This is a genomic window from Paenarthrobacter sp. C1, assembly GCF_049315185.1.
GTDB classification, from domain to species: Bacteria; Actinomycetota; Actinomycetes; order Actinomycetales; family Micrococcaceae; genus Arthrobacter; species Arthrobacter nicotinovorans.
On record NZ_CP186052.1, the window covers coordinates 3,437,147 to 3,455,364 of the forward strand.

The following is an 18,218-nucleotide window of genomic DNA, read 5'->3' on the forward strand; positions in this document are numbered from 1 at the left end:
TCGGACCTGTCACGTAGTTAGTTTTCGGTCTTGAACGGGAAACCAAGCGCCTTGAGCAGCGCGCGGCCTTCGTCGTCGGTCTTGGCGGTGGTGACAACCGTGATGTCCATGCCGCGTACGCGGTCGATGGAGTCCTGGTCGATTTCGTGGAACATAACCTGCTCGGTCAGACCGAAGGTGTAGTTGCCGTTACCGTCGAACTGCTTGCCGTTGAGGCCGCGGAAGTCACGGATACGCGGCAGAGCCAGCGAAACCAGACGATCCACGAATTCCCACATGCGGTCTCCACGCAGAGTTGCGTGTGCACCGATCGGCATGCCTTCGCGCAGCTTGAACTGTGCGATCGACTTGCGGGCCTTGGTTACCTGCGGCTTCTGGCCGGTGATGAGGGTGAGGTCGCGGACAGCGCCGTCGATCAGCTTGGAGTCCTTGGCGGCATCTCCAACACCCATGTTCACAACAACCTTCACCAGGCGGGGAACCTGGTTCACGTTCGCGTAGTTGAATTCGTCCTGCAGCGACTTCTTGATGGTCTCTGCGTACTTCGTCTTCAGACGCGGAACGATCTTGTTTGCGACAGTGGTCTCAGACAGTGTTTCACTCATCAGATGTCCTTCCCGGTGGCCTTGGACACGCGGATACGGACGGTCTTGGTAGCGCCATCCTTCTCAACGGTGTCGAGACGGAAACCAACACGGGTCGGCTTCTTGGTCGACGGGTCAACCAGAGCAACGTTGGAAACGTGGATCGGGGCCTCAACGACCTCGATGCCACCGGTCTTGGTGCCGCGCTGCGACTGACCGACCTTGGTGTGCTTGGTGACGCGGTTGATTCCCTCTACCAGCACGCGGTTGGTGGCCGGGAATACGCGCAGGACCTTGCCCTGCTTGCCGCGGTCGCCGCCGCGTTCCTGCTTGGCGCCGGTGATGACCTGAACGAGGTCACCCTTCTTGATCTTAGCCATGGACTAAAGCACCTCCGGGGCCAGCGAAACGATCTTCATGAACTTCTTGTCGCGAAGTTCACGACCAACCGGGCCGAAGATACGGGTACCGCGGGGGTCACCGTCGTTCTTCAGGATCACAGCTGCGTTTTCGTCAAACTTGATGTAGGAACCATCCGCACGGCGGCGTTCCTTCTTGGTACGAACGATGACAGCCTTGACGACGTCACCCTTCTTTACGTTGCCGCCGGGGATAGCGTCCTTGACGGTGGCGACGATGACGTCGCCGATGCCTGCGTAGCGACGACCGGATCCACCGAGAACGCGAATGGTAAGGATTTCCTTAGCACCCGTGTTGTCGGCGACCTTGAGTCGCGACTCCTGCTGAATCAATTTCTACTCCTTGCGTCGCGCCGGTTCTCAGACCGAAATCATGCATACGGAATGAGCCTTGCGGAACGGTTGATCGGGGTGTCTCTTGACCTGCCTGGATTTTGCCAGAACAGGCCTAAACGCCCGTGCCACAAGCATCAGCTTCCCTTGCAGAAAACTCTGCGCGGGGCAGTATGCAGCGGCACGATTGTTTACGAGGTAGTGGACGACGCACAAGTGGCGCCATACAAACTCAATATCCTAGCACGTTCAGGGCCAGTAACCGAACCGGCCGGGAAAGCGGAAAGGCCCGCATTCCATAGGGAATGCGGACCTTTCCAGTGAATCTCTGCCAGGCGTGCCCGGCGTCGGATTTACTTGGCCTTTTCGAGGATCTCCACCAGACGCCACCGCTTGGTAGCGGACAGCGGGCGGGTCTCAGAGATGAGAACGAGGTCGCCGATGCCGGCGGTGTTCTCTTCGTCGTGAGCCTTGATCTTCGAGGTGCGGCGAATAACCTTGCCGTACAGAGCGTGCTTTACGCGGTCTTCAACCTGAACAACGATGGTCTTTTCCATCTTGTCAGAGACAACGTAGCCGCGACGCGTCTTACGGTAACCGCGCTGTTCAGCGCTGGCTGCTGCTTCCGTCACAGTTTCCTTCTCGCTCACTTGGCGTCCTCTCCAGCTTCAACCTCGGCCTTTTCAGCCTTGGCAGCCTTCTTGGACTTCTTTTCTTCCTTGGCTTCCACAACCGGTGCGGCAACCTCGGCACGAATGCCCAGCTCGCGCTCACGGAGAACGGTGTAGATGCGTGCGATGTCCTTCTTTACCGCGCGCAGGCGACCGTGGTTCTCCAGCTGTCCGGTGGCGGACTGGAAACGCAGGTTGAACAGCTCTTCCTTGGACTTGCGGAGTTCTTCAACGAGACGCTCGTTGTCGAAACCGTCCAGCTGTGCGGGTGCGAGATCCTTCGACCCTACTGCCATTTCTATTCACCACCTTCGCGACGCACAATGCGTGCCTTCAACGGCAGCTTGTGGATTGCCAGGCGCAGGGCCTCGCGAGCTACCTCTTCATTGACACCGGAGAGTTCGAAGAGAACCCGGCCCGGCTTGACGTTTGCGACCCACCATTCCGGAGAACCCTTACCGGAACCCATACGGGTTTCAGCAGGCTTCTTCGTCAGCGGACGGTCCGGGTAGATGTTGATCCAGACCTTGCCGCCACGCTTGATGTGGCGGGTCATCGCGATACGAGCGGACTCGATCTGACGGTTGGTTACGTATGCCGGGCTCAGGGCCTGGATACCGTACTCACCGAAGCTGACCTTGGTGCCGCCCGTAGCAGCGCCGGAACGACCCGGGTGGTGCTGCTTACGGTGCTTGACTCGACGTGGGATAAGCATTTAAGCCTGTCCTCCTTCTGCTGCGGGGGCAGCAGCTTCAGCGGCCGGTGCTTCAACGGCAGCAGGTGCTGCCTCAGCTGCCGGACGGTCGTTACGACGACGGCGGTCGCCACCCGGGCGGCCCGGACGGTCTCCTGCACGGCCACGGGACGGAGCAGCAGCTGCCTGCTGAGCCAGTTCCTTGGCGGTTACGTCACCCTTGTAGATCCAAACCTTCACACCGATGCGGCCGAAGGTGGTCTTGGCTTCGTAGAAGCCGTAGTCGATGTTCGCGCGGAGGGTGTGCAGGGGCACACGGCCTTCGCGGTAGAACTCCGAGCGGGACATTTCTGCGCCACCCAGACGACCCGAGCAAGCAACACGGATGCCCTTGGCACCCGCACGCTGTGCGGACTGCATTGCCTTCTTCATCGCACGGCGGAAAGCCACGCGGGAAGTCAGCTGCTCAGCGATGCCCTGGGCAACAAGCTGTGCTTCCATCTCGGGGTTCTTGACCTCGAGGATGTTCAGCTGGACCTGCTTGCCGGTGAGCTTTTCGAGCTCGCCGCGGATGCGGTCTGCTTCGGCGCCGCGGCGACCGATGACGATGCCCGGGCGTGCCGTGTGGATATCCACGCGGACACGGTCACGGGTGCGCTCGATCTCGACCTTGGCGATGCCGGCGCGCTCCATGCCGGTGGACATGAGCTGACGGATCTTGATGTCCTCGCGGACGAAGTCCTTGTAGCGCTGTCCGGGCTTGGTGCTGTCAGCGAACCAGTGCGAAACGTGGTCGGTGGTGATGCCGAGTCGGAACCCGTGCGGGTTTACTTTCTGTCCCACTTAGCGAGCCTCCTCTTTCTCGGGGGTTGCCACGACCAACGTGATGTGGCTGGTCCGCTTCCTGATGCGGTAGGCGCGGCCTTGGGCACGCGGCTGGAACCGCTTCATGGTCGGGCCTTCATCAACGAATGCTTCGCTGATGAACAGGTCGCTGTCGTCGAATGCAACGCCGTCACGGTCCGCGAGGACACGTGCGTTGGCCATTGCCGACTGAAGTACCTTGAATACCGGCTCCGAAGCTGCCTGGGGGGCAAACTTCAGAATTGCCAGAGCCTCATTCGCTTGCTTACCACGAACAAGGTTGACGACGCGCCGGGCCTTCATAGGCGTTACGCGGATGTGACGCGCAATAGCCTTGGCTTCCATTGCTTTCCTTCTCTCGTCTAAGACGTAAAGTCAGGCGCCTTAGCGGCGCTTGCCCTTACGGTCGTCCTTAACATGGCCGCGGAATGTCCGCGTGGGAGCGAATTCGCCGAGCTTGTGCCCGACCATCGACTCTGTGACAAACACCGGGATGTGCTTGCGTCCGTCGTGTACGGCGATCGTGTGCCCGAGCATGTCGGGGATGATCATCGAACGACGGGACCAGGTCTTGATGACGTTCTTGGTGCCCTTATCGTTTTCCCGTGCGACCTTCACAAAGAGGTGCTGGTCAACGAAAGGACCTTTTTTCAGGCTGCGTGGCATGTGTCCAGGCTCCTATCGCTTGTTCTTGCCAGTACGGCGGCGACGAACAATAAGCTTGTCGCTCTCTTTGTTCGGACGGCGGGTACGGCCCTCAGGCTTGCCGTTCGGGTTAACCGGGTGACGTCCACCGGAAGTCTTACCTTCACCACCACCGTGCGGGTGGTCAACCGGGTTCATGGCTACACCACGGACGGTCGGGCGAACGCCCTTCCAGCGCATGCGGCCGGCCTTGCCCCAGTTGATGTTCGACTGCTCGGCGTTGCCGACCTCGCCGACGGTTGCGCGGCAGCGCACGTCAACGTTGCGGATTTCACCGGAGGGCAGACGCAGCTGGGCGAAACGGCCTTCCTTGGCAACGAGCTGTACCGAAGCACCTGCGGAACGTGCCATCTTGGCGCCGCCACCCGGACGCAGTTCAACTGCGTGGATTACGGTACCAACCGGGATGTTGCGCAGCGGCAGGTTGTTGCCCGGCTTGATGTCAGCGTCGGGGCCAGCCTCGACGAAGTCACCCTGGGACAGCTTGTTGGGGGCGATGATGTAACGCTTGGTGCCATCAACGTAGTGCAGGAGTGCGATGCGAGCCGTGCGGTTCGGGTCGTACTCGATTTCGGCAACGCGGGCGTTGATGCCGTCCTTGTCGTGACGACGGAAGTCGATCAGACGGTACTGGCGCTTGTGCCCACCACCCTTGTGACGGGTGGTGATCTTACCGGAGTTGTTACGGCCGCCGGTCTTGTGCAGCGGACGCAGCAACGACTTTTCCGGAGTCGATCGCGTGATTTCAGCAAAGTCGGCTACGCTCGAGCCGCGACGGCCCGGGGTAGTCGGCTTGTATTTACGGATTCCCATAATTTATTTCCTCGTTAAAGTGGTCTCCGCTACGCGAGCGGACCGCCGAAGATGTCGATTGTGCCTTCTTTGAGGGTGACAATCGCACGCTTGGTGCTCTTGCGCTGTCCCCAGCCGAATTTGGTGCGCTTGCGCTTACCGGCACGGTTGATGGTGTTGATTGAGTCAACTTTGACCGAGAAGATCTTCTCTACGGCCAGCTTGATCTCGGTCTTGTTCGAGCGAGGGTCCACCAGGAAGGTGTACTTGCCTTCGTCGATCAGACCGTAGCTCTTTTCCGAAACGACGGGTGCAAGCACGACGTCGCGCGGATCCTTGATGGTGGTTACGCTCACTTGGAGGCCTCCTCGTTCTTTGCCTTGTCAGCGACGAACGCCTCGAAAGCAGCCTTTGTGAAGACCACGTCGTCGGAGATGAGCACGTCGTAGGTGTTCAGCTGGTCTGCGTACAGAACGTGAACATCCTGGAGGTTGCGCACGGAAAGTGCAGCAACATCGTTGGCGCGCTCGATAACGACGAGCAGGTTCTTGCGCTCAGTGACAGAGCGCAGCGAAGCCAGTGCGTCCTTGGCGGACGGCTTGGTGCCGGCTACCAGTTCAGCGATGACGTGGATGCGTCCGTTGCGGGCGCGGTCAGACAGGGCGCCGCGGAGTGCAGCAGCCTTCATCTTCTTGGGGGTGCGCTGGCTGTAGTCACGAGGTGTCGGACCGTGGACAACGCCACCGCCGGTCATGTGAGGAGCACGGATGGAACCCTGACGGGCGCGGCCGGTGCCCTTCTGCTTGAACGGCTTGCGACCTGCACCGGAAACCTCGGCGCGGGTCTTCGTCTTGTGAGTACCCTGGCGAGCAGCAGCGAGCTGTGCGACGACGACCTGGTGCAGCAGCGGCACGTTGGTCTGGACGTCGAAGATCTCTGCAGGCAGGTCTACCTTGACAGTGCTAGTCATTGAACTAGGCTCCCTTCACGGCGGTGCGTACGAGTACGACCTGGCCGCGGGCACCGGGGACGGCACCCTTGATAAGGAGCAGCGACTTCTCAACGTCAACAGCGTGAACCGTGAGGTTCAGCGTGGTGTGACGCTCGGCGCCCATGCGGCCGGCCATTTTCAGGCCCTTGAAGACGCGGCTCGGGGTGGATGCGCCACCGATGGAGCCAGGCTTACGGTGGTTCTTGTGGGCACCGTGGGAAGCGCCAACGCCGTGGAAGCCGTGACGCTTCATAACACCGGCGAAGCCCTTACCCTTGGAGGTGCCGACGACGTCGATCTTCTGGCCGGCTTCGAAGATCTCAACAGAGAGCTCCTGGCCCAGGTCGTAGGATGCGGCGTCTGCGGTACGCAGTTCGACGACGTGGCGGCGAGGGGTAACGCCAGCCTTTTCAAAGTGACCAGCCAGCGGCTTGGTGACCTTGCGGGGGTCGATCTGGCCGTAGCCGATCTGGACGGCGACATAGCCATCGACATCTGCGTTGCGCAGCTGCGTGATGACGTTGGAGTCAGCCTGGACGACAGTTACCGGGATGAGCTTGTTGTTCTCGTCCCAGACCTGGGTCATGCCGAGCTTCGTGCCCAGCAGGCCCTTTACGTTACGGGTTGCGGTCATAGTCTCTCAGCACCTCCCTAGAGCTTGATTTCGATGTTCACGTCTGCAGGCAGGTCGAGACGCATAAGCGAGTCAACGGCCTTCGGCGTGGGGTCGATGATGTCGATCAGACGCTTGTGAGTACGCATTTCGAAGTGCTCACGGCTGTCCTTGTACTTGTGAGGAGAGCGAATAACGCAGTAAACGTTCTTCTCCGTGGGCAGCGGCACCGGGCCGACTACCGTTGCGCCTGCGCGCGTGACCGTCTCAACGATCTTCCGCGCTGAAACATCAATGACCTCGTGGTCATATGACTTCAGCCGGATGCGGATTTTTTGTCCCGCCATGTCGCCTGACTCTCTTTCAGCTAGTGCTGCTCTAGTTAGGGCTGCTCTGTTTACTTACCTGTTGATGTGGCCGCCGAGGCGTTTGAGGTTTTACCACCACACGCCGCACAAGCTGAATCCGGATATTCCCGGGTTCCTCAACCTGCCGGCGCACCGACCCCCGCGGTCGGGCGTGTCGCGATTTCCACGCAGACTCGACCGCATTCCATGGGGTTCAGGGTTATGTTTGGGCTTCAACCTGGACCCTGACACCCGGCATTATCCGGATCGGGACACGAAGAAGCGCTTGAACAACTCATCCAGTATGGCGGAAATCCGGAGCAAAGGCCAATCGGCCCGCATTGGGCATTGCCCGGCCCCCGCCAACTGGGGATGATGGTGGCATGTCCGTCCAGGATTCAGGCTCAGTGGAAGATCTCGCTGCACGCCTGCGGCCTAGTTTCACGTTGGGGGTAGCGGCGGCCGCCTTCCAGATTGAGGGTTCCCTCACGGCTGATGGACGCGGCCCGTCCGGGTGGGACGCTTTCGCGGAAAAGCCAGGAGCAATCGTCGACGGCGGCTCCCCCACCGTGGCGTGCGACCATTACAACCGCGCGGATGAAGACATAGCCCTGATGCAGGAGCTGGGCGTCGATTCCTACCGTTTGTCATTGTCATGGCCGAGGATCCAACCCGACGGTCGAGGCGCGGTCAACCAGCGCGGCCTGGACTTCTACGACCGCTTGTTGGACAAGCTCCTGGCCGCCGGCATTTCACCCATGGTCACCCTGTACCACTGGGACACCCCGTTGGCCCTTGAGCATGAGGGCGGCTGGATGAACAGGGACACTGCCCAGAGGCTCGCCGAGTATGCCGCTGTGGCCGCACGCCGGTTCGGCGACCGGGTGGACCACTGGGTCACAGTGAACGAGCCCGTTTCCGTTACCCTGCAGGGTTACGCATTGGGTGCGCACGCCCCGGGCCGCCAGCTCCTGTTCGACAGCCTGCCTGCAGCCCATCATCAGCTGCTGGGCCATGGCCTGGCAGTCAAAGCACTCAGGGCAGAGGGGGCTAAGGGCAAGATCGGCCTGTCCAATATGCACTCCCCCGTGCGGCCGGCCAGCAACCGACTCTCGGACCGTCTGATGGCTGAGGCCCTGGACCTGATACTGAACCGCATTTACGCCGACGCGGTCCTTCTTGGCCAATACCCCAAGCCTTCGCTTCCCCTGTGGCCTTGGTTCCGCTCACTGGGTCCCGTGCTCGACGGTGACCTCGAGACAATAAACCAGCCCTTGGATTTCTACGGCTTGAACTACTACTACCCCATCAAGGTGGCTTCCGGGCGGGGGCCTGCCGAGATCCCTACCGGGCAGGCAGAAGAGATGGCCAATATCCCTTTCCACCTTGCCGCCTACCAAGAGTACGAGACCACCGGCTTCGGCTGGCCCGAGGCCCCGGAACAACTCGCCACGGTTCTCCAGGAGATGAAGCAGCGGTACGGGGAGGCCCTGCCACCAATTTTCATCACGGAGGGCGGCGCGAGTTTCCCGGAGCCCGCCCATGTCGACGGACCTGTCCCGGACACCAACCGCATCGCGTATCTGGCTGAGCATCTGGGCCACGCCGTCACCGCGACGGGTCCCGGCGGCGCTGCGGAAGGCGTGGATCTGCGCGGTTATTACGTGTGGACGCTCCTGGACAACTTCGAGTGGGCAGCGGGCTACTCGCAGAGGTTCGGCCTGGTCCACGTGGACTTTGAAACCCTGGAACGGACTCCGAAGGAATCGTTCTACTGGCTCAGGGCGCTGGCTCGCGCGCGTAGCCGCAACGAGTAGCGCAGCCGGGTTAAATCGCTATCGGGTTAAATCGCGACCGGGTTTGACCGCGGGCGCTGGACAGGCAGCCGGCGTCACCGCCCGAAGCTACTGGTTCTTGTTGGCGCGCCGGATGCGCTTGGCACGCTCGATCTCTTGCCGGAAGTTCTTGCGCCCCCACAGCACCCCACCGCCGATGGCCGCTATCACTGCCAGGAAAATCAGGAATTCCACACCGTGCTCCTCTTCGTAGAATCCAACCCTATCGGACGCCACCATAGCCCCGCGAGGACGCCGTGTCATCCGAACCATTGTCGGCGGCCGGGCCCTGGGGACCAGCGGGCGGCTTACGGTTCAAGCGCCACACCGCAAGCACAATGAGGCCCACGGCTACCAGGGCCAGCATTGCGAAGGCATAGGTGCGAAGCGCCCACATGATGCTCAGCACCACGCCGATGGCCCCCCAAGCCACCAGCAGGCGCTCGGCTACGACAAGCCCCACGGCGAGCAGCACCACGTGTGCCACAAGTACATAAAGTTGCTGCCCGGAGCTTCCACCAAAGATGGTGCCCGCGGATGTCAGGGACAGGATCCCGGCTCCGATGCACAGGCGCAGCAGGCCTTCCCCGCGCTGTCCCCTGATGTAGCGCAGTCCTGCCAAAACAGCAGCTGCCACGACGTACCACTGGGCAGTCCAGAACCAGTCGGGGCTGGCACCACCAACGAACAGCAAGGCCCGCTGCAGGGCAGCCACGGCTATCACCCCGGCAAGTTCTCCGGCCAGCCATTTCCCTCGGGGAACTTCAGCCACCACCACTGCGCCCGCAGCCAACACCACCACGAACGCTACCAAGGCAGTCGCGTCGTGGAACATACCCGCCACCGCCGCGGTCGCCAGGCCGGCGACCGCGGTGCCGGCCAGGGATCTCTGGCGCCATAGCTGACGGCGAATCGCAGGCGGGCCAAAGACCTTCGCCGCGTACAAGCCGGCTGCCGTACCTCCGGCGCCCAGAAGCCAGACGGCGTAGTGCGCCCACACGTCCGACGGCAGGTTGCGGAGCAAGCCCTCGACGGCGGGTACCGCGCCTAACAGGGCCGCTGGTGCGGCCGCAGCGTAGAGACGAGGCAGGCGTTCCACGTGGGAGGCAGCGAACAGGACGCCGGCCAGTGTCAGCACCGACAACCCGGTCAGGGCGTAGTCAATGCGCAAGGTCAGCACACCGCCGACGAGAACGAAGGCCAGCGACGACGCCAACCAGAACCAGCGCTCCGCCGCGATCAGGGTCGTCGAGCCAGGCTTTTGGATCCGCGGCGGGAAGGCAATCCGGAAGACAACCAGGCAAGCAGCCAGTCCGAACAAGGCCACGGGCACCTGCGACCCATTCAAGAGCGGCTGGGCCAGCCACGTATAAGAAGGGAATCGAAGCGCCGGCCCCGAAACCAGTACCAGGACCCCGACAGCAGCGGCACCCAGGTATTGGGCGCCACGGAGCCCAAGGAACCGCCAGGCGATAGCCACCGCTGCCGGGACGATGACCAAGCAGGCCATGACCACCCAACGGCCGCCGCCGTCGTAATTCCCGGACGCCAAGTAGGCCAAAGGAAGCAACAGTTGCGCACCCAAGGCGGCCCACGTCGTCGGCTGTTGGAAGGCAACATCAACGTGGCGGTGACGCAGATACAAGGTCACAAGGTGCTGGAGCAGCAGAAGCAGGGCCAGCACGATGGTCACAGCAGCCGACGAGTCCGTAGCGTCCGCCACCACTACGGTGATGAGGGACGCCCCGAGAATCCGAAGCCCCAGCAGATAGGCGCCACGTATGCGGGAATCCCGGGCCAGGCCCATCATGACGGCGCTGCAGCCGGCAAAGATGCCCATGAGGATCTCGACGTCGCGGACGTGCCCGAGCCGAAGCGGCAAAAGCAGTGCCAACGCTGCCGGAGCAAAAATCCAGGCGCCAGCGCGACCACGCAGGGCCACGGTGCACGCCGCCGCAGCGAAAGCGGTGGCGACGGCTGCCACCCCTGCTTGCCAACTGTCCCTGGGCAACCACCTACCCGCTGCCACAGCAAACGACAATGCGGTGGTGGCTCCCGCCATGACCGCGACCGTCACCGCTGCGTCCACCACGGAAGCCCGAGGGAACCTTTGCTGGAACCGGCCTGTCAGGGGGAAAGCCAACTGCAATGCTGCAGCAACTGCTACGACAAGCGGAACGCCAGGGGTCTCCCCCGCGATCTGCAGGTTCCACCCACCACGCAGCGCGTCCACATAGGCAGAGGCCATCAGCACGGTTCCGGCCGCGCGTGCAAGCCACCAGTACCCCTGGCGAGGATTCGCCGACCGGACCCGCAGCGCGGTAACGCCGAAGTATGCGGTTGTTACCAGGAGCACCAAGTTGGCCAATGTGAGTGATACAGCAGCGGCGGCTACGGCACCGGCAACGATGGCAGTGACGGGGGCCAGCACCTCCCCGACGGTTGGCGTCCACGTCTCCCGGCCGGTTCCGACGCCCTCTCCCGAGGGCAAAAGCAGCATTCCGGAGGCCAGCCCCGCGGCCAGGACCAAAAGAACCGCCACCGAAACACTCGGACGCCCCGCGGCGTGGTCAACGAAGGGCAGCAGCAGGAGCGTGGCCATCGCGACGCCCCCGAACACAGCTGCAGTTGCCTGCGGTGCCACAAGCCGGACACCGCGCCGCCTCATTATTGCACTGCCAAGTTCCTGAACGGCCGCCGCAGCAATAAGCGCCAGCAGGGTGTAGGCAGCCCTTTCCTGGCTGTGCTCAAAGATGGCTGCCACAGTGCTGGGGACGGCCGCGGTCAGTGCTATCCGGCCAGCCAGCACCAAGTGCTGACGGTTGGCTGCTGGTCGAAGCAAAGCGGTCAGAAGCCAGTAGGAACCAGCCGCTGCCAAGAGCACGGCAACCGGCAGTGCCCCCAACAGGACTGCGAAGACGAGGCCGGTCCCCGCGACGGCAGCTGGCGCAAAAAGGACAGCGGCGGCGGGCACCGGTCCCCTGGTAAGCCTCCAACCCAACACCATGGAGGTCAGCATGCTCACGTACAGGGGCATCTGGACGGGGAGATCGAAGTTGCCGAAGCCCAGAGCCGCCGTCAGTACGGCAGCGGCCGCCAGTTGCAGGCCCCAGCACGACACCGCGTCATTCCATCGCAGGCGGGGGGCCAGCATGGCGCCACCGAACGCAACCCCCAGTGACTGGACGCCGAGGCAGAGCACCGCCGCCAGCAGCACTGCGCTGACGTCGGCTGTGGCATCCCACACCAGACCCAGGAGGGACAGGGTCAGCGCCGCCCTGGCCGCATAGAAGTGTTGAAGCCTGTACCGGGCGCGGGGCACCAGGACCATCACTGTGAAGTAGCAACCACACATCAGCATCACCAGGGCATACTCACCGTGGGACAAAAGGTGCGGCGTGCAGGTTACTGCCAAGGCCACCAGCGGAACAACATAGGGGTGCAGCACCATCAGGGGGCGCACGTAAAGCGGAGGAATCCAACGTGGACGAAGCAACGCACCCAATGTCAGGACGATGGCAACACCGATGAGCGCAGTAAAATACCACACCAGCGCACCGCCAAGGATGGAGACTCCCGACCATGCGGTGGAGACAACGAAACTGATCGACAAGTAGGCCAGGATCTTGTTGTCCAGCTTGACGGCCGTATACGCATAGACCGCGGTCCCCAGCAAGGAGGTGGCCAGCCAGGCAGCGGGGCCGTTGTGCAGAACGAAGTTGTACATGGCAAGGCCGGTAACGGGAATGAGGGCGAGTCCGGTCCCTACGAAGGCCGTGGCCGCCGGCCGCAGTCGCGGGATCTTCGCATGGATAACCAATCCCGAGACGTAGAACAACGCCGTGATGAACCAGATCCCCGCGAAACGGAACAGTTCCGGAAGGCTGGTTCCTACAAACAGGGCCCCCGCGGCCACCAACAGGAGGCTGGCGACATAGAGGGTGATGTTGATGTTCTGTTGGTCGCGGCGGGCTTTCCTCGCCGCCACCTCTGCAGGCGACTCCCGCACCGGCGGTGGTCCCTGCACCGGGGGCGGACCCTGCACCGGTGGCGGCCCCTGCACCGGGGCTCCTGCCGGCTGGGCCGGCCGCTGATGTACGGGCGCTGGCCCTGCATATGAAGGGCGCCCGGGTGGGAACGGCACAGGGACGCGCTGGGGTGCAACAGTCCCCTGGCTCGTGGGCAGGACGGCGGCAGGCGCAGGCTGTGCCGGTGGCTGTGCACTGCTCCCTTGGCGCTTGGCCTCGGCGTCACGCCAACCTGCCATATGTCCGGCCAGGTAGCCCGCCTGGTACTGGGCGCTCGGCATCCCGGGGCGGGCGCCATCGCGAAGCGCCGCCCGGCGCCCTTGGCTCCGGCCCAATGCATTGCCGACCACTCCGGCTATGGCAAGAAGCATCACGATCAGCAGGGCGTTCATTGCGACTCCTCGGTATCACCGGCATAGGGCGTCAACCAGTGTTTTATCCATTCGATAGATAAATAATAGCAAAGAAGAACCCCACCACAGAAGCGGTGGGGTTCTTCCGAGCAAACTACCGGCTGGGCCGGGAGATCACCGATCTACAAGCAGTGACTACTTGATGATCTTGGTGACACGTCCCGAACCAACGGTGCGGCCGCCTTCGCGGATAGCGAAGCCGAGGCCCTCTTCCATAGCGATCGGCTGGATGAGCGCAACGGTCATCTCAGTGTTGTCGCCAGGCATAACCATTTCCGTGCCTTCCGGCAGGGTGATAACGCCGGTTACGTCCGTGGTACGGAAGTAGAACTGCGGGCGGTAGTTGGAGTAGAACGGGTTGTGACGTCCGCCTTCGTCCTTGGAAAGGATGTAGACGTTTGCCTCGAAGTCGGTGTGCGGGGTGATGGAACCCGGCTTGACGACAACCTGGCCACGCTCGACATCGTCGCGCTTGAGACCGCGGAGCAGGAGGCCACAGTTCTCGCCGGCCCATGCTTCGTCGAGCTGCTTGTGGAACATCTCGATACCGGTAACCGTGGTCTTCTGGATCGGGCGGATGCCAACGATCTCGACCTCGGAGTTGATGGCGAGGGTTCCACGCTCGGCGCGGCCCGTAACAACGGTTCCACGACCGGTGATCGTGAAGACGTCTTCGATCGGCATCAGGAACGGCTTGTCGCGGTCACGTACGGGGTCCGGAACGGACTCGTCGACAGCTGCCATCAGGTCCTGGACGGACTTGACCCAAACCGGGTCGCCTTCCAGAGCCTTGAGACCGGAAACGCGAACAACCGGAGCCTCATCGCCATCGAAGCCCTGCGAGCTCAGGAGCTCACGAACTTCCATTTCGACGAGGTCGAGGAGTTCTTCGTCATCAACCATGTCGGACTTGTTCAGTGCGACCAGCAGGTAGGGAACACCAACCTGGCGGGCGAGCAGAACGTGCTCACGGGTCTGAGCCATCGGACCATCGGTTGCAGCAACCACGAGGATTGCGCCGTCCATCTGGGCAGCACCGGTGATCATGTTCTTGATGTAGTCAGCGTGACCGGGGGCGTCTACGTGTGCGTAGTGGCGCTTCTCGGTCTGGTACTCCACGTGGGAGATGTTGATGGTAATACCGCGCTGGCGCTCTTCCGGAGCGGAGTCGATCGACGCGAAGTCGCGCTGCTCGTTGAGATCCGGGTACTGGTCGTACAGCACCTTGGAAATGGCGGCAGTCAGCGTCGTCTTACCGTGGTCAACGTGACCAATGGTGCCGATGTTGACGTGCGGCTTAGTCCGCTCGAACTTTGCCTTTGCCACAGGTTCCTCCTAGAACGATTTCAAGTGAAGTGCTCCTCGGCCGCGCTTTTCGCGGCAGAAACTTTAGCAAGTCTACTTGGGGGCTTGGTTTTGGTGAAATTGCAGATTCAGGAACCAATGATAGTTCCTAGAGCCTGTTTGCGCAGGGGCCGGGCTGCGGCTCTCGCCACAGCCCCGCCTCAAGCGCTTAGATGCCTTCCCGATACCGGAATTGCATCCGTTACCGGGAGATTACTCGCCGCGGGTTTTCTGGATGATCTCGTCGGCTACTGCCTTCGGGACCTCCGCGTAGCTGTTGAACGTCATGGAGTACACGGCGCGACCCTGTGTCTTGGACCGCAGGTCACCGATGTAGCCGAACATGCCGGACAGCGGAACGTGTGCACGGATAACCTTCACACCTGCTGCGTCCTCCATGGACTGCATCTGGCCACGGCGGGCGTTCAGGTCACCAATAACATCACCCATGTATTCCTCAGGTGTGCGGACCTCAACATCCATCAGCGGTTCAAGCAGAACAGGGTTCGCCTTGCGTGCAGCTTCCTTGAAAGCCATACGTCCGGCGATCTTGAACGCCATTTCCGAGGAGTCAACATCGTGGGACGCGCCGTCGATCAGCGTGGCCTTGATGCCGACAACCGGGTAACCGGCCAGGACGCCGTCGTTCAGTGCATCCTGGATACCGGCGTCGACAGACGGGATGTATTCGCGCGGAACGCGGCCACCAGTGACCTTGTTCTCGAACTCGTACAGTTCGCCCGAAGAGGTGTCCATCGGTTCGATCGCAATCTGGATCTTTGCGAACTGACCCGAACCACCGGTCTGCTTCTTGTGCGTGTAGTCATGACGCTCGACTGCGCGCTTGATGGTTTCACGGTAAGCAACCTGCGGCTTGCCGACGTTTGCCTCGACCTTGAATTCGCGGCGCATGCGGTCCACCAGGATGTCCAGGTGGAGCTCGCCCATGCCGGCGATGATGGTCTGGCCCGTGTCTTCGTTGAGGGAGACCTGGAAGGTCGGGTCCTCGGCGGAGAGCTTCTGGATGGCCGTGGAGAGCTTCTCCTGGTCACCCTTGGTGTTGGGCTCGATGGCAACCGAGATCACGGGCTCCGGGAAGCTCATGGACTCGAGGACGATCTGGTTGTTGGCATCACACAGGGTGTCACCCGTGGTGGTGTCCTTCAGACCGATGGCTGCGTAGATGTGGCCCGCGGTAGCGCCTTCAACAGGCATTTCCTTGTTGGCGTGCATCTGGAACAGCTTGCCGATACGTTCCTTCTTGCCCTTGGTGGAGTTAACCACCTGGGCGCCGGCCTCAACGTGACCGGAGTACACGCGGACGAAGGTCAGCTGTCCGAAGAACGGGTGCGCAGCAATCTTGAAGGCGAGGGCCGAGAACGGCTCGTCTGCAGACGGCTTACGGGTCAGTTCCTTCTCTTCGTCGCGGGGATCGTGACCGATCATCGGCGGGACGTCGAGCGGGTTCGGCAGGTAGTCGACAACAGCGTCAAGCATCGGCTGTACACCGCGGTTCTTGAAGGCAGAGCCACAGAACACGGGGTAGAGCTCGGAGTTGATGGTCATCTTGCGGATGCCGGCCTTGAGTTCCTCAAGGGTGAGTTCTTCACCTTCGAGGTACTTCTCCATGAGTTCTTCGGAAGCCTCGGCCACAGTCTCAACGAGCTGTGCGCGGTACTCTTCGGCCTTGGCCTGGAGGTCCGCCGGGATTTCCTGCACTTCGTAGGAAGCGCCCATGGTGACGTCACCCTTTGCGTCGCCAGGCCAAACCAGGGCGCGCATTTCGAGGAGGTCAACCACACCGATGAAGTCGTTCTCGGCACCGATCGGCAGCTGCATGACCAGCGGCTTGGCACCAAGGCGGGAAATGATGGTGTCTACGGTGAAGTAGAAGTCGGCACCCAGCTTGTCCATCTTGTTGACGAAGCAGATACGCGGAACGTTGTACTTGTCAGCCTGGCGCCAAACAGTCTCGGACTGCGGCTCCACGCCTTCCTTGCCGTCGAACACTGCGACTGCGCCGTCGAGGACACGCAGGGAGCGCTCAACCTCGACCGTGAAGTCCACGTGGCCCGGGGTATCGATGATGTTGATCTGGTTCTGGTTCCAGAAGCAAGTCACGGCGGCAGACGTGATGGTGATGCCGCGTTCCTTTTCCTGTTCCATCCAGTCAGTCGTCGAGGCGCCGTCGTGCGTCTCGCCGATCTTGTGGTTCACACCCGTGTAGAACAGGATGCGCTCGGTAGTGGTGGTCTTGCCGGCATCGATGTGGGCCATGATGCCGATATTGCGGACCTTGTTAAGGTCGGTAAGCACGTCCTGTGCCACGGGGTCTCCCTTTCGGATGGACTACACGTCCGCCGCCGGCTCGGTGGAGCCGGCGGCGTTCGGGAAGTTTTACCAGCGGTAGTGTGCGAAGGCCTTGTTCGACTCGGCCATCTTGTGGGTGTCTTCGCGACGCTTGACAGCGGCACCGAGACCGTTGGAGGCATCCAGGATTTCGTTCTGGAGGCGCTCGGTCATGGTCTTCTCCCGGCGGGCCTTGGAGTAGCCCACGAGCCAACGCAGAGCGAGGGCGGTGGAGCGGCCCGGCTTGACCTCAACCGGAACCTGGTAGGTGGCGCCACCAACGCGGCGTGAACGCACCTCGAGGGAAGGCTTGACGTTGTCCATGGCCTTCTTGAGAGCGGCAACGGGGTCGCCGCCGGACTTGGCACGTGCACCTTCGAGTGCGCCGTAAACGATGCGCTCTGCGGTGGACTTCTTGCCGTCAACCAGAACCTTGTTGATCAGCTGAGTGACCAACGGGGAGCCGTAAACGGGATCGGAAACTAGCGGCCGCTTCGGGGCCGGACCCTTGCGAGGCATATTACTTCTTCTCCATCTTTGCGCCGTAACGGCTGCGGGCCTGCTTGCGGTTCTTGACACCCTGGGTGTCGAGTGCGCCGCGGACGATCTTGTAGCGGACACCCGGAAGGTCCTTCACACGACCACCACGGACGAGCACGATGGAGTGCTCCTGGAGGTTGTGGCCAACACCGGGGATGTAAGCGGTAACTTCCACGCCACCGTTGAGGCGCACACGTGCCACCTTACGGAGAGCCGAGTTCGGCTTCTTGGGGGTGGTGGTGTAAACGCGGGTGCAAACACCGCGGCGCATCGGGCTGCCCTTCAGCGCGGGAGCCTTGGTCTTGGAGACCTTCGGCGTGCGGCCCTTGCGGACCAGCTGGTTAATCGTAGGCACTTTCGTGTTCTCCGTTGTTTGATCTCTGCCCCCACACACAGGCGCCAGCCGGTGTAAACGTGGGAACTTTGGCGTTGCTCGTGCAGCCGGCCGAAACTCCGGTAGGCGTGCAAAAGTGCGGCATTCGTTGCGCATGTTGCCCGCAACCCGGAAACAGGCTCCACCCAGCACCATGAGAACAAAACCAAAATGATGCTGCGGCGGCCTTCATCCACTGCCACACAGAACAATTACAGAAAGTCTAGCACGGCTTGATCTGGAGCCTTAATCGGGTGTATGGAGGACGACGGCGGCAGGTGACTGCCGCCGTCGTCGCCCCGCTCCCCCGGGTACCCGGGGAA

The 18,218-nt window shown here is 61.9% G+C and carries 21 protein-coding genes; 1 reads left to right on the forward strand and 20 read right to left on the reverse strand.

Annotated features, from left to right (window positions below):
• Positions 1-17: 17 nt before the first annotated feature.
• From rplE to rpsJ, 14 genes are all read right to left on the reverse strand, one after another.
• Entirely contained in the window at positions 18-605 is a 588-nt protein-coding gene (gene rplE, locus ACNAOU_RS16070) for a 50S ribosomal protein L5 (protein WP_018776681.1), read from the reverse strand.
• A complete protein-coding gene (rplX, locus tag ACNAOU_RS16075) occupies positions 605-964 on the reverse strand; it encodes a 50S ribosomal protein L24 (RefSeq protein WP_018776682.1) in 360 nt (119 codons plus the stop codon). The genes rplE and rplX overlap by 1 nt, the downstream gene beginning before the upstream one ends.
• A gap of 3 nt (positions 965-967) precedes the next feature.
• Positions 968-1,336, reverse strand: a complete 369-nt coding sequence (gene rplN / locus ACNAOU_RS16080; protein WP_003803789.1) for a 50S ribosomal protein L14 — start codon at positions 1,334-1,336, stop codon at positions 968-970.
• A gap of 353 nt (positions 1,337-1,689) precedes the next feature.
• Positions 1,690-1,986, reverse strand: coding sequence for a 30S ribosomal protein S17 (rpsQ, locus tag ACNAOU_RS16085; protein WP_011775587.1), 297 nt, complete (start codon positions 1,984-1,986; stop codon positions 1,690-1,692).
• Complete coding sequence (rpmC, locus tag ACNAOU_RS16090) at positions 1,983-2,303, reverse strand: 50S ribosomal protein L29 (RefSeq protein WP_014922387.1); 321 nt, start codon at positions 2,301-2,303, stop codon at positions 1,983-1,985. The genes rpsQ and rpmC overlap by 4 nt, the downstream gene beginning before the upstream one ends.
• Before the next feature lie 2 nt (positions 2,304-2,305).
• On the reverse strand, positions 2,306-2,722 hold the full coding sequence (gene rplP, locus ACNAOU_RS16095) for a 50S ribosomal protein L16 (RefSeq protein ID WP_003803795.1): 417 nt from the start codon (positions 2,720-2,722) through the stop codon (positions 2,306-2,308).
• On the reverse strand, positions 2,723-3,544 hold the full coding sequence (rpsC, locus tag ACNAOU_RS16100) for a 30S ribosomal protein S3 (RefSeq protein WP_011775589.1): 822 nt from the start codon (positions 3,542-3,544) through the stop codon (positions 2,723-2,725).
• Positions 3,545-3,910 carry a 50S ribosomal protein L22 gene (rplV, locus tag ACNAOU_RS16105; protein ID WP_018776683.1) on the reverse strand — a complete coding sequence of 122 codons (366 nt, stop codon included), beginning with the start codon at positions 3,908-3,910 and terminating at the stop codon, positions 3,545-3,547.
• A 39-nt stretch (positions 3,911-3,949) separates the two neighbouring features.
• Entirely contained in the window at positions 3,950-4,231 is a 282-nt protein-coding gene (rpsS, locus tag ACNAOU_RS16110; protein WP_011775591.1) for a 30S ribosomal protein S19, read from the reverse strand.
• A gap of 12 nt (positions 4,232-4,243) precedes the next feature.
• A complete protein-coding gene (gene rplB, locus ACNAOU_RS16115) occupies positions 4,244-5,083 on the reverse strand; it encodes a 50S ribosomal protein L2 (protein ID WP_011775592.1) in 840 nt (279 codons plus the stop codon).
• Positions 5,084-5,112: 29 nt separating this feature from the next.
• Positions 5,113-5,418: a 50S ribosomal protein L23 gene (gene rplW / locus ACNAOU_RS16120; RefSeq protein WP_011775593.1), complete on the reverse strand. Its 306-nt coding sequence runs from the start codon at positions 5,416-5,418 to the stop codon at positions 5,113-5,115.
• Positions 5,415-6,032 carry a 50S ribosomal protein L4 gene (gene rplD, locus ACNAOU_RS16125; RefSeq protein WP_018776684.1) on the reverse strand — a complete coding sequence of 206 codons (618 nt, stop codon included), beginning with the start codon at positions 6,030-6,032 and terminating at the stop codon, positions 5,415-5,417. The genes rplW and rplD overlap by 4 nt, the downstream gene beginning before the upstream one ends.
• A 4-nt stretch (positions 6,033-6,036) precedes the next feature.
• Entirely contained in the window at positions 6,037-6,687 is a 651-nt protein-coding gene (rplC, locus tag ACNAOU_RS16130) for a 50S ribosomal protein L3 (RefSeq protein WP_422757223.1), read from the reverse strand.
• Between the two features lie 17 nt (positions 6,688-6,704).
• On the reverse strand, positions 6,705-7,013 hold the full coding sequence (gene rpsJ / locus ACNAOU_RS16135; RefSeq protein ID WP_003803825.1) for a 30S ribosomal protein S10: 309 nt from the start codon (positions 7,011-7,013) through the stop codon (positions 6,705-6,707).
• A gap of 383 nt (positions 7,014-7,396) precedes the next feature.
• On the opposite strand from rpsJ, the gene ACNAOU_RS16140 reads away from it, so the two are divergent.
• A complete protein-coding gene (locus ACNAOU_RS16140; RefSeq protein WP_422757224.1) occupies positions 7,397-8,830 on the forward strand; it encodes a GH1 family beta-glucosidase in 1,434 nt (477 codons plus the stop codon).
• 87 nt (positions 8,831-8,917) lie between these two features.
• On the opposite strand, the gene ACNAOU_RS16145 is transcribed toward ACNAOU_RS16140, so the two are convergent.
• The 6 genes from ACNAOU_RS16145 to rpsL all read right to left on the reverse strand — a co-directional run bounded on the left by ACNAOU_RS16145 (position 8,918) and on the right by rpsL (position 17,877).
• Positions 8,918-9,043 (reverse strand): hypothetical protein, encoded by a 126-nt coding sequence (locus tag ACNAOU_RS16145; RefSeq protein ID WP_255520211.1) that lies wholly within the window; start codon positions 9,041-9,043, stop codon positions 8,918-8,920.
• A 28-nt stretch (positions 9,044-9,071) separates the two neighbouring features.
• A complete protein-coding gene (locus ACNAOU_RS16150) occupies positions 9,072-13,268 on the reverse strand; it encodes a hypothetical protein (RefSeq protein ID WP_422757225.1) in 4,197 nt (1,398 codons plus the stop codon).
• A 156-nt stretch (positions 13,269-13,424) separates the two neighbouring features.
• Entirely contained in the window at positions 13,425-14,615 is a 1,191-nt protein-coding gene (tuf, locus tag ACNAOU_RS16155; RefSeq protein ID WP_018776689.1) for an elongation factor Tu, read from the reverse strand.
• Positions 14,616-14,846: 231 nt separating this feature from the next.
• Entirely contained in the window at positions 14,847-16,961 is a 2,115-nt protein-coding gene (gene fusA, locus ACNAOU_RS16160) for an elongation factor G (protein ID WP_018776690.1), read from the reverse strand.
• Positions 16,962-17,030: 69 nt separating this feature from the next.
• Complete coding sequence (gene rpsG / locus ACNAOU_RS16165; protein ID WP_003803829.1) at positions 17,031-17,501, reverse strand: 30S ribosomal protein S7; 471 nt, start codon at positions 17,499-17,501, stop codon at positions 17,031-17,033.
• Position 17,502: 1 nt separating this feature from the next.
• A complete protein-coding gene (gene rpsL, locus ACNAOU_RS16170) occupies positions 17,503-17,877 on the reverse strand; it encodes a 30S ribosomal protein S12 (protein ID WP_009358312.1) in 375 nt (124 codons plus the stop codon).
• Positions 17,878-18,218 lie beyond the last annotated feature (341 nt).

Bases quoted from the DNA above. Each gene is read 5' to 3' on its own strand.
- rplC (WP_422757223.1), bottom strand. From the start codon at position 6,687: ATGACCGCAACCCGTAACGTAAAGGGCCTGCTGGGCACGAAGCTCGGC.
- rpsS (WP_011775591.1), bottom strand. From the start codon at position 4,231: ATGCCACGCAGCCTGAAAAAAGGTCCTTTCGTTGACCAGCACCTCTTT.
- rpsJ (WP_003803825.1), bottom strand. From the start codon at position 7,013: ATGGCGGGACAAAAAATCCGCATCCGGCTGAAGTCATATGACCACGAG.
- ACNAOU_RS16150 (WP_422757225.1), bottom strand. From the start codon at position 13,268: ATGAACGCCCTGCTGATCGTGATGCTTCTTGCCATAGCCGGAGTGGTC.
- rplV (WP_018776683.1), bottom strand. From the start codon at position 3,910: ATGGAAGCCAAGGCTATTGCGCGTCACATCCGCGTAACGCCTATGAAG.
- rplX (WP_018776682.1), bottom strand. From the start codon at position 964: ATGGCTAAGATCAAGAAGGGTGACCTCGTTCAGGTCATCACCGGCGCC.
- rplD (WP_018776684.1), bottom strand. From the start codon at position 6,032: ATGACTAGCACTGTCAAGGTAGACCTGCCTGCAGAGATCTTCGACGTC.
- rplP (WP_003803795.1), bottom strand. From the start codon at position 2,722: ATGCTTATCCCACGTCGAGTCAAGCACCGTAAGCAGCACCACCCGGGT.
- rplE (WP_018776681.1), bottom strand. From the start codon at position 605: ATGAGTGAAACACTGTCTGAGACCACTGTCGCAAACAAGATCGTTCCG.
- rpsG (WP_003803829.1), bottom strand. From the start codon at position 17,501: ATGCCTCGCAAGGGTCCGGCCCCGAAGCGGCCGCTAGTTTCCGATCCC.
- rpmC (WP_014922387.1), bottom strand. From the start codon at position 2,303: ATGGCAGTAGGGTCGAAGGATCTCGCACCCGCACAGCTGGACGGTTTC.
- rplB (WP_011775592.1), bottom strand. From the start codon at position 5,083: ATGGGAATCCGTAAATACAAGCCGACTACCCCGGGCCGTCGCGGCTCG.
- ACNAOU_RS16140 (WP_422757224.1), top strand. From the start codon at position 7,397: ATGTCCGTCCAGGATTCAGGCTCAGTGGAAGATCTCGCTGCACGCCTG.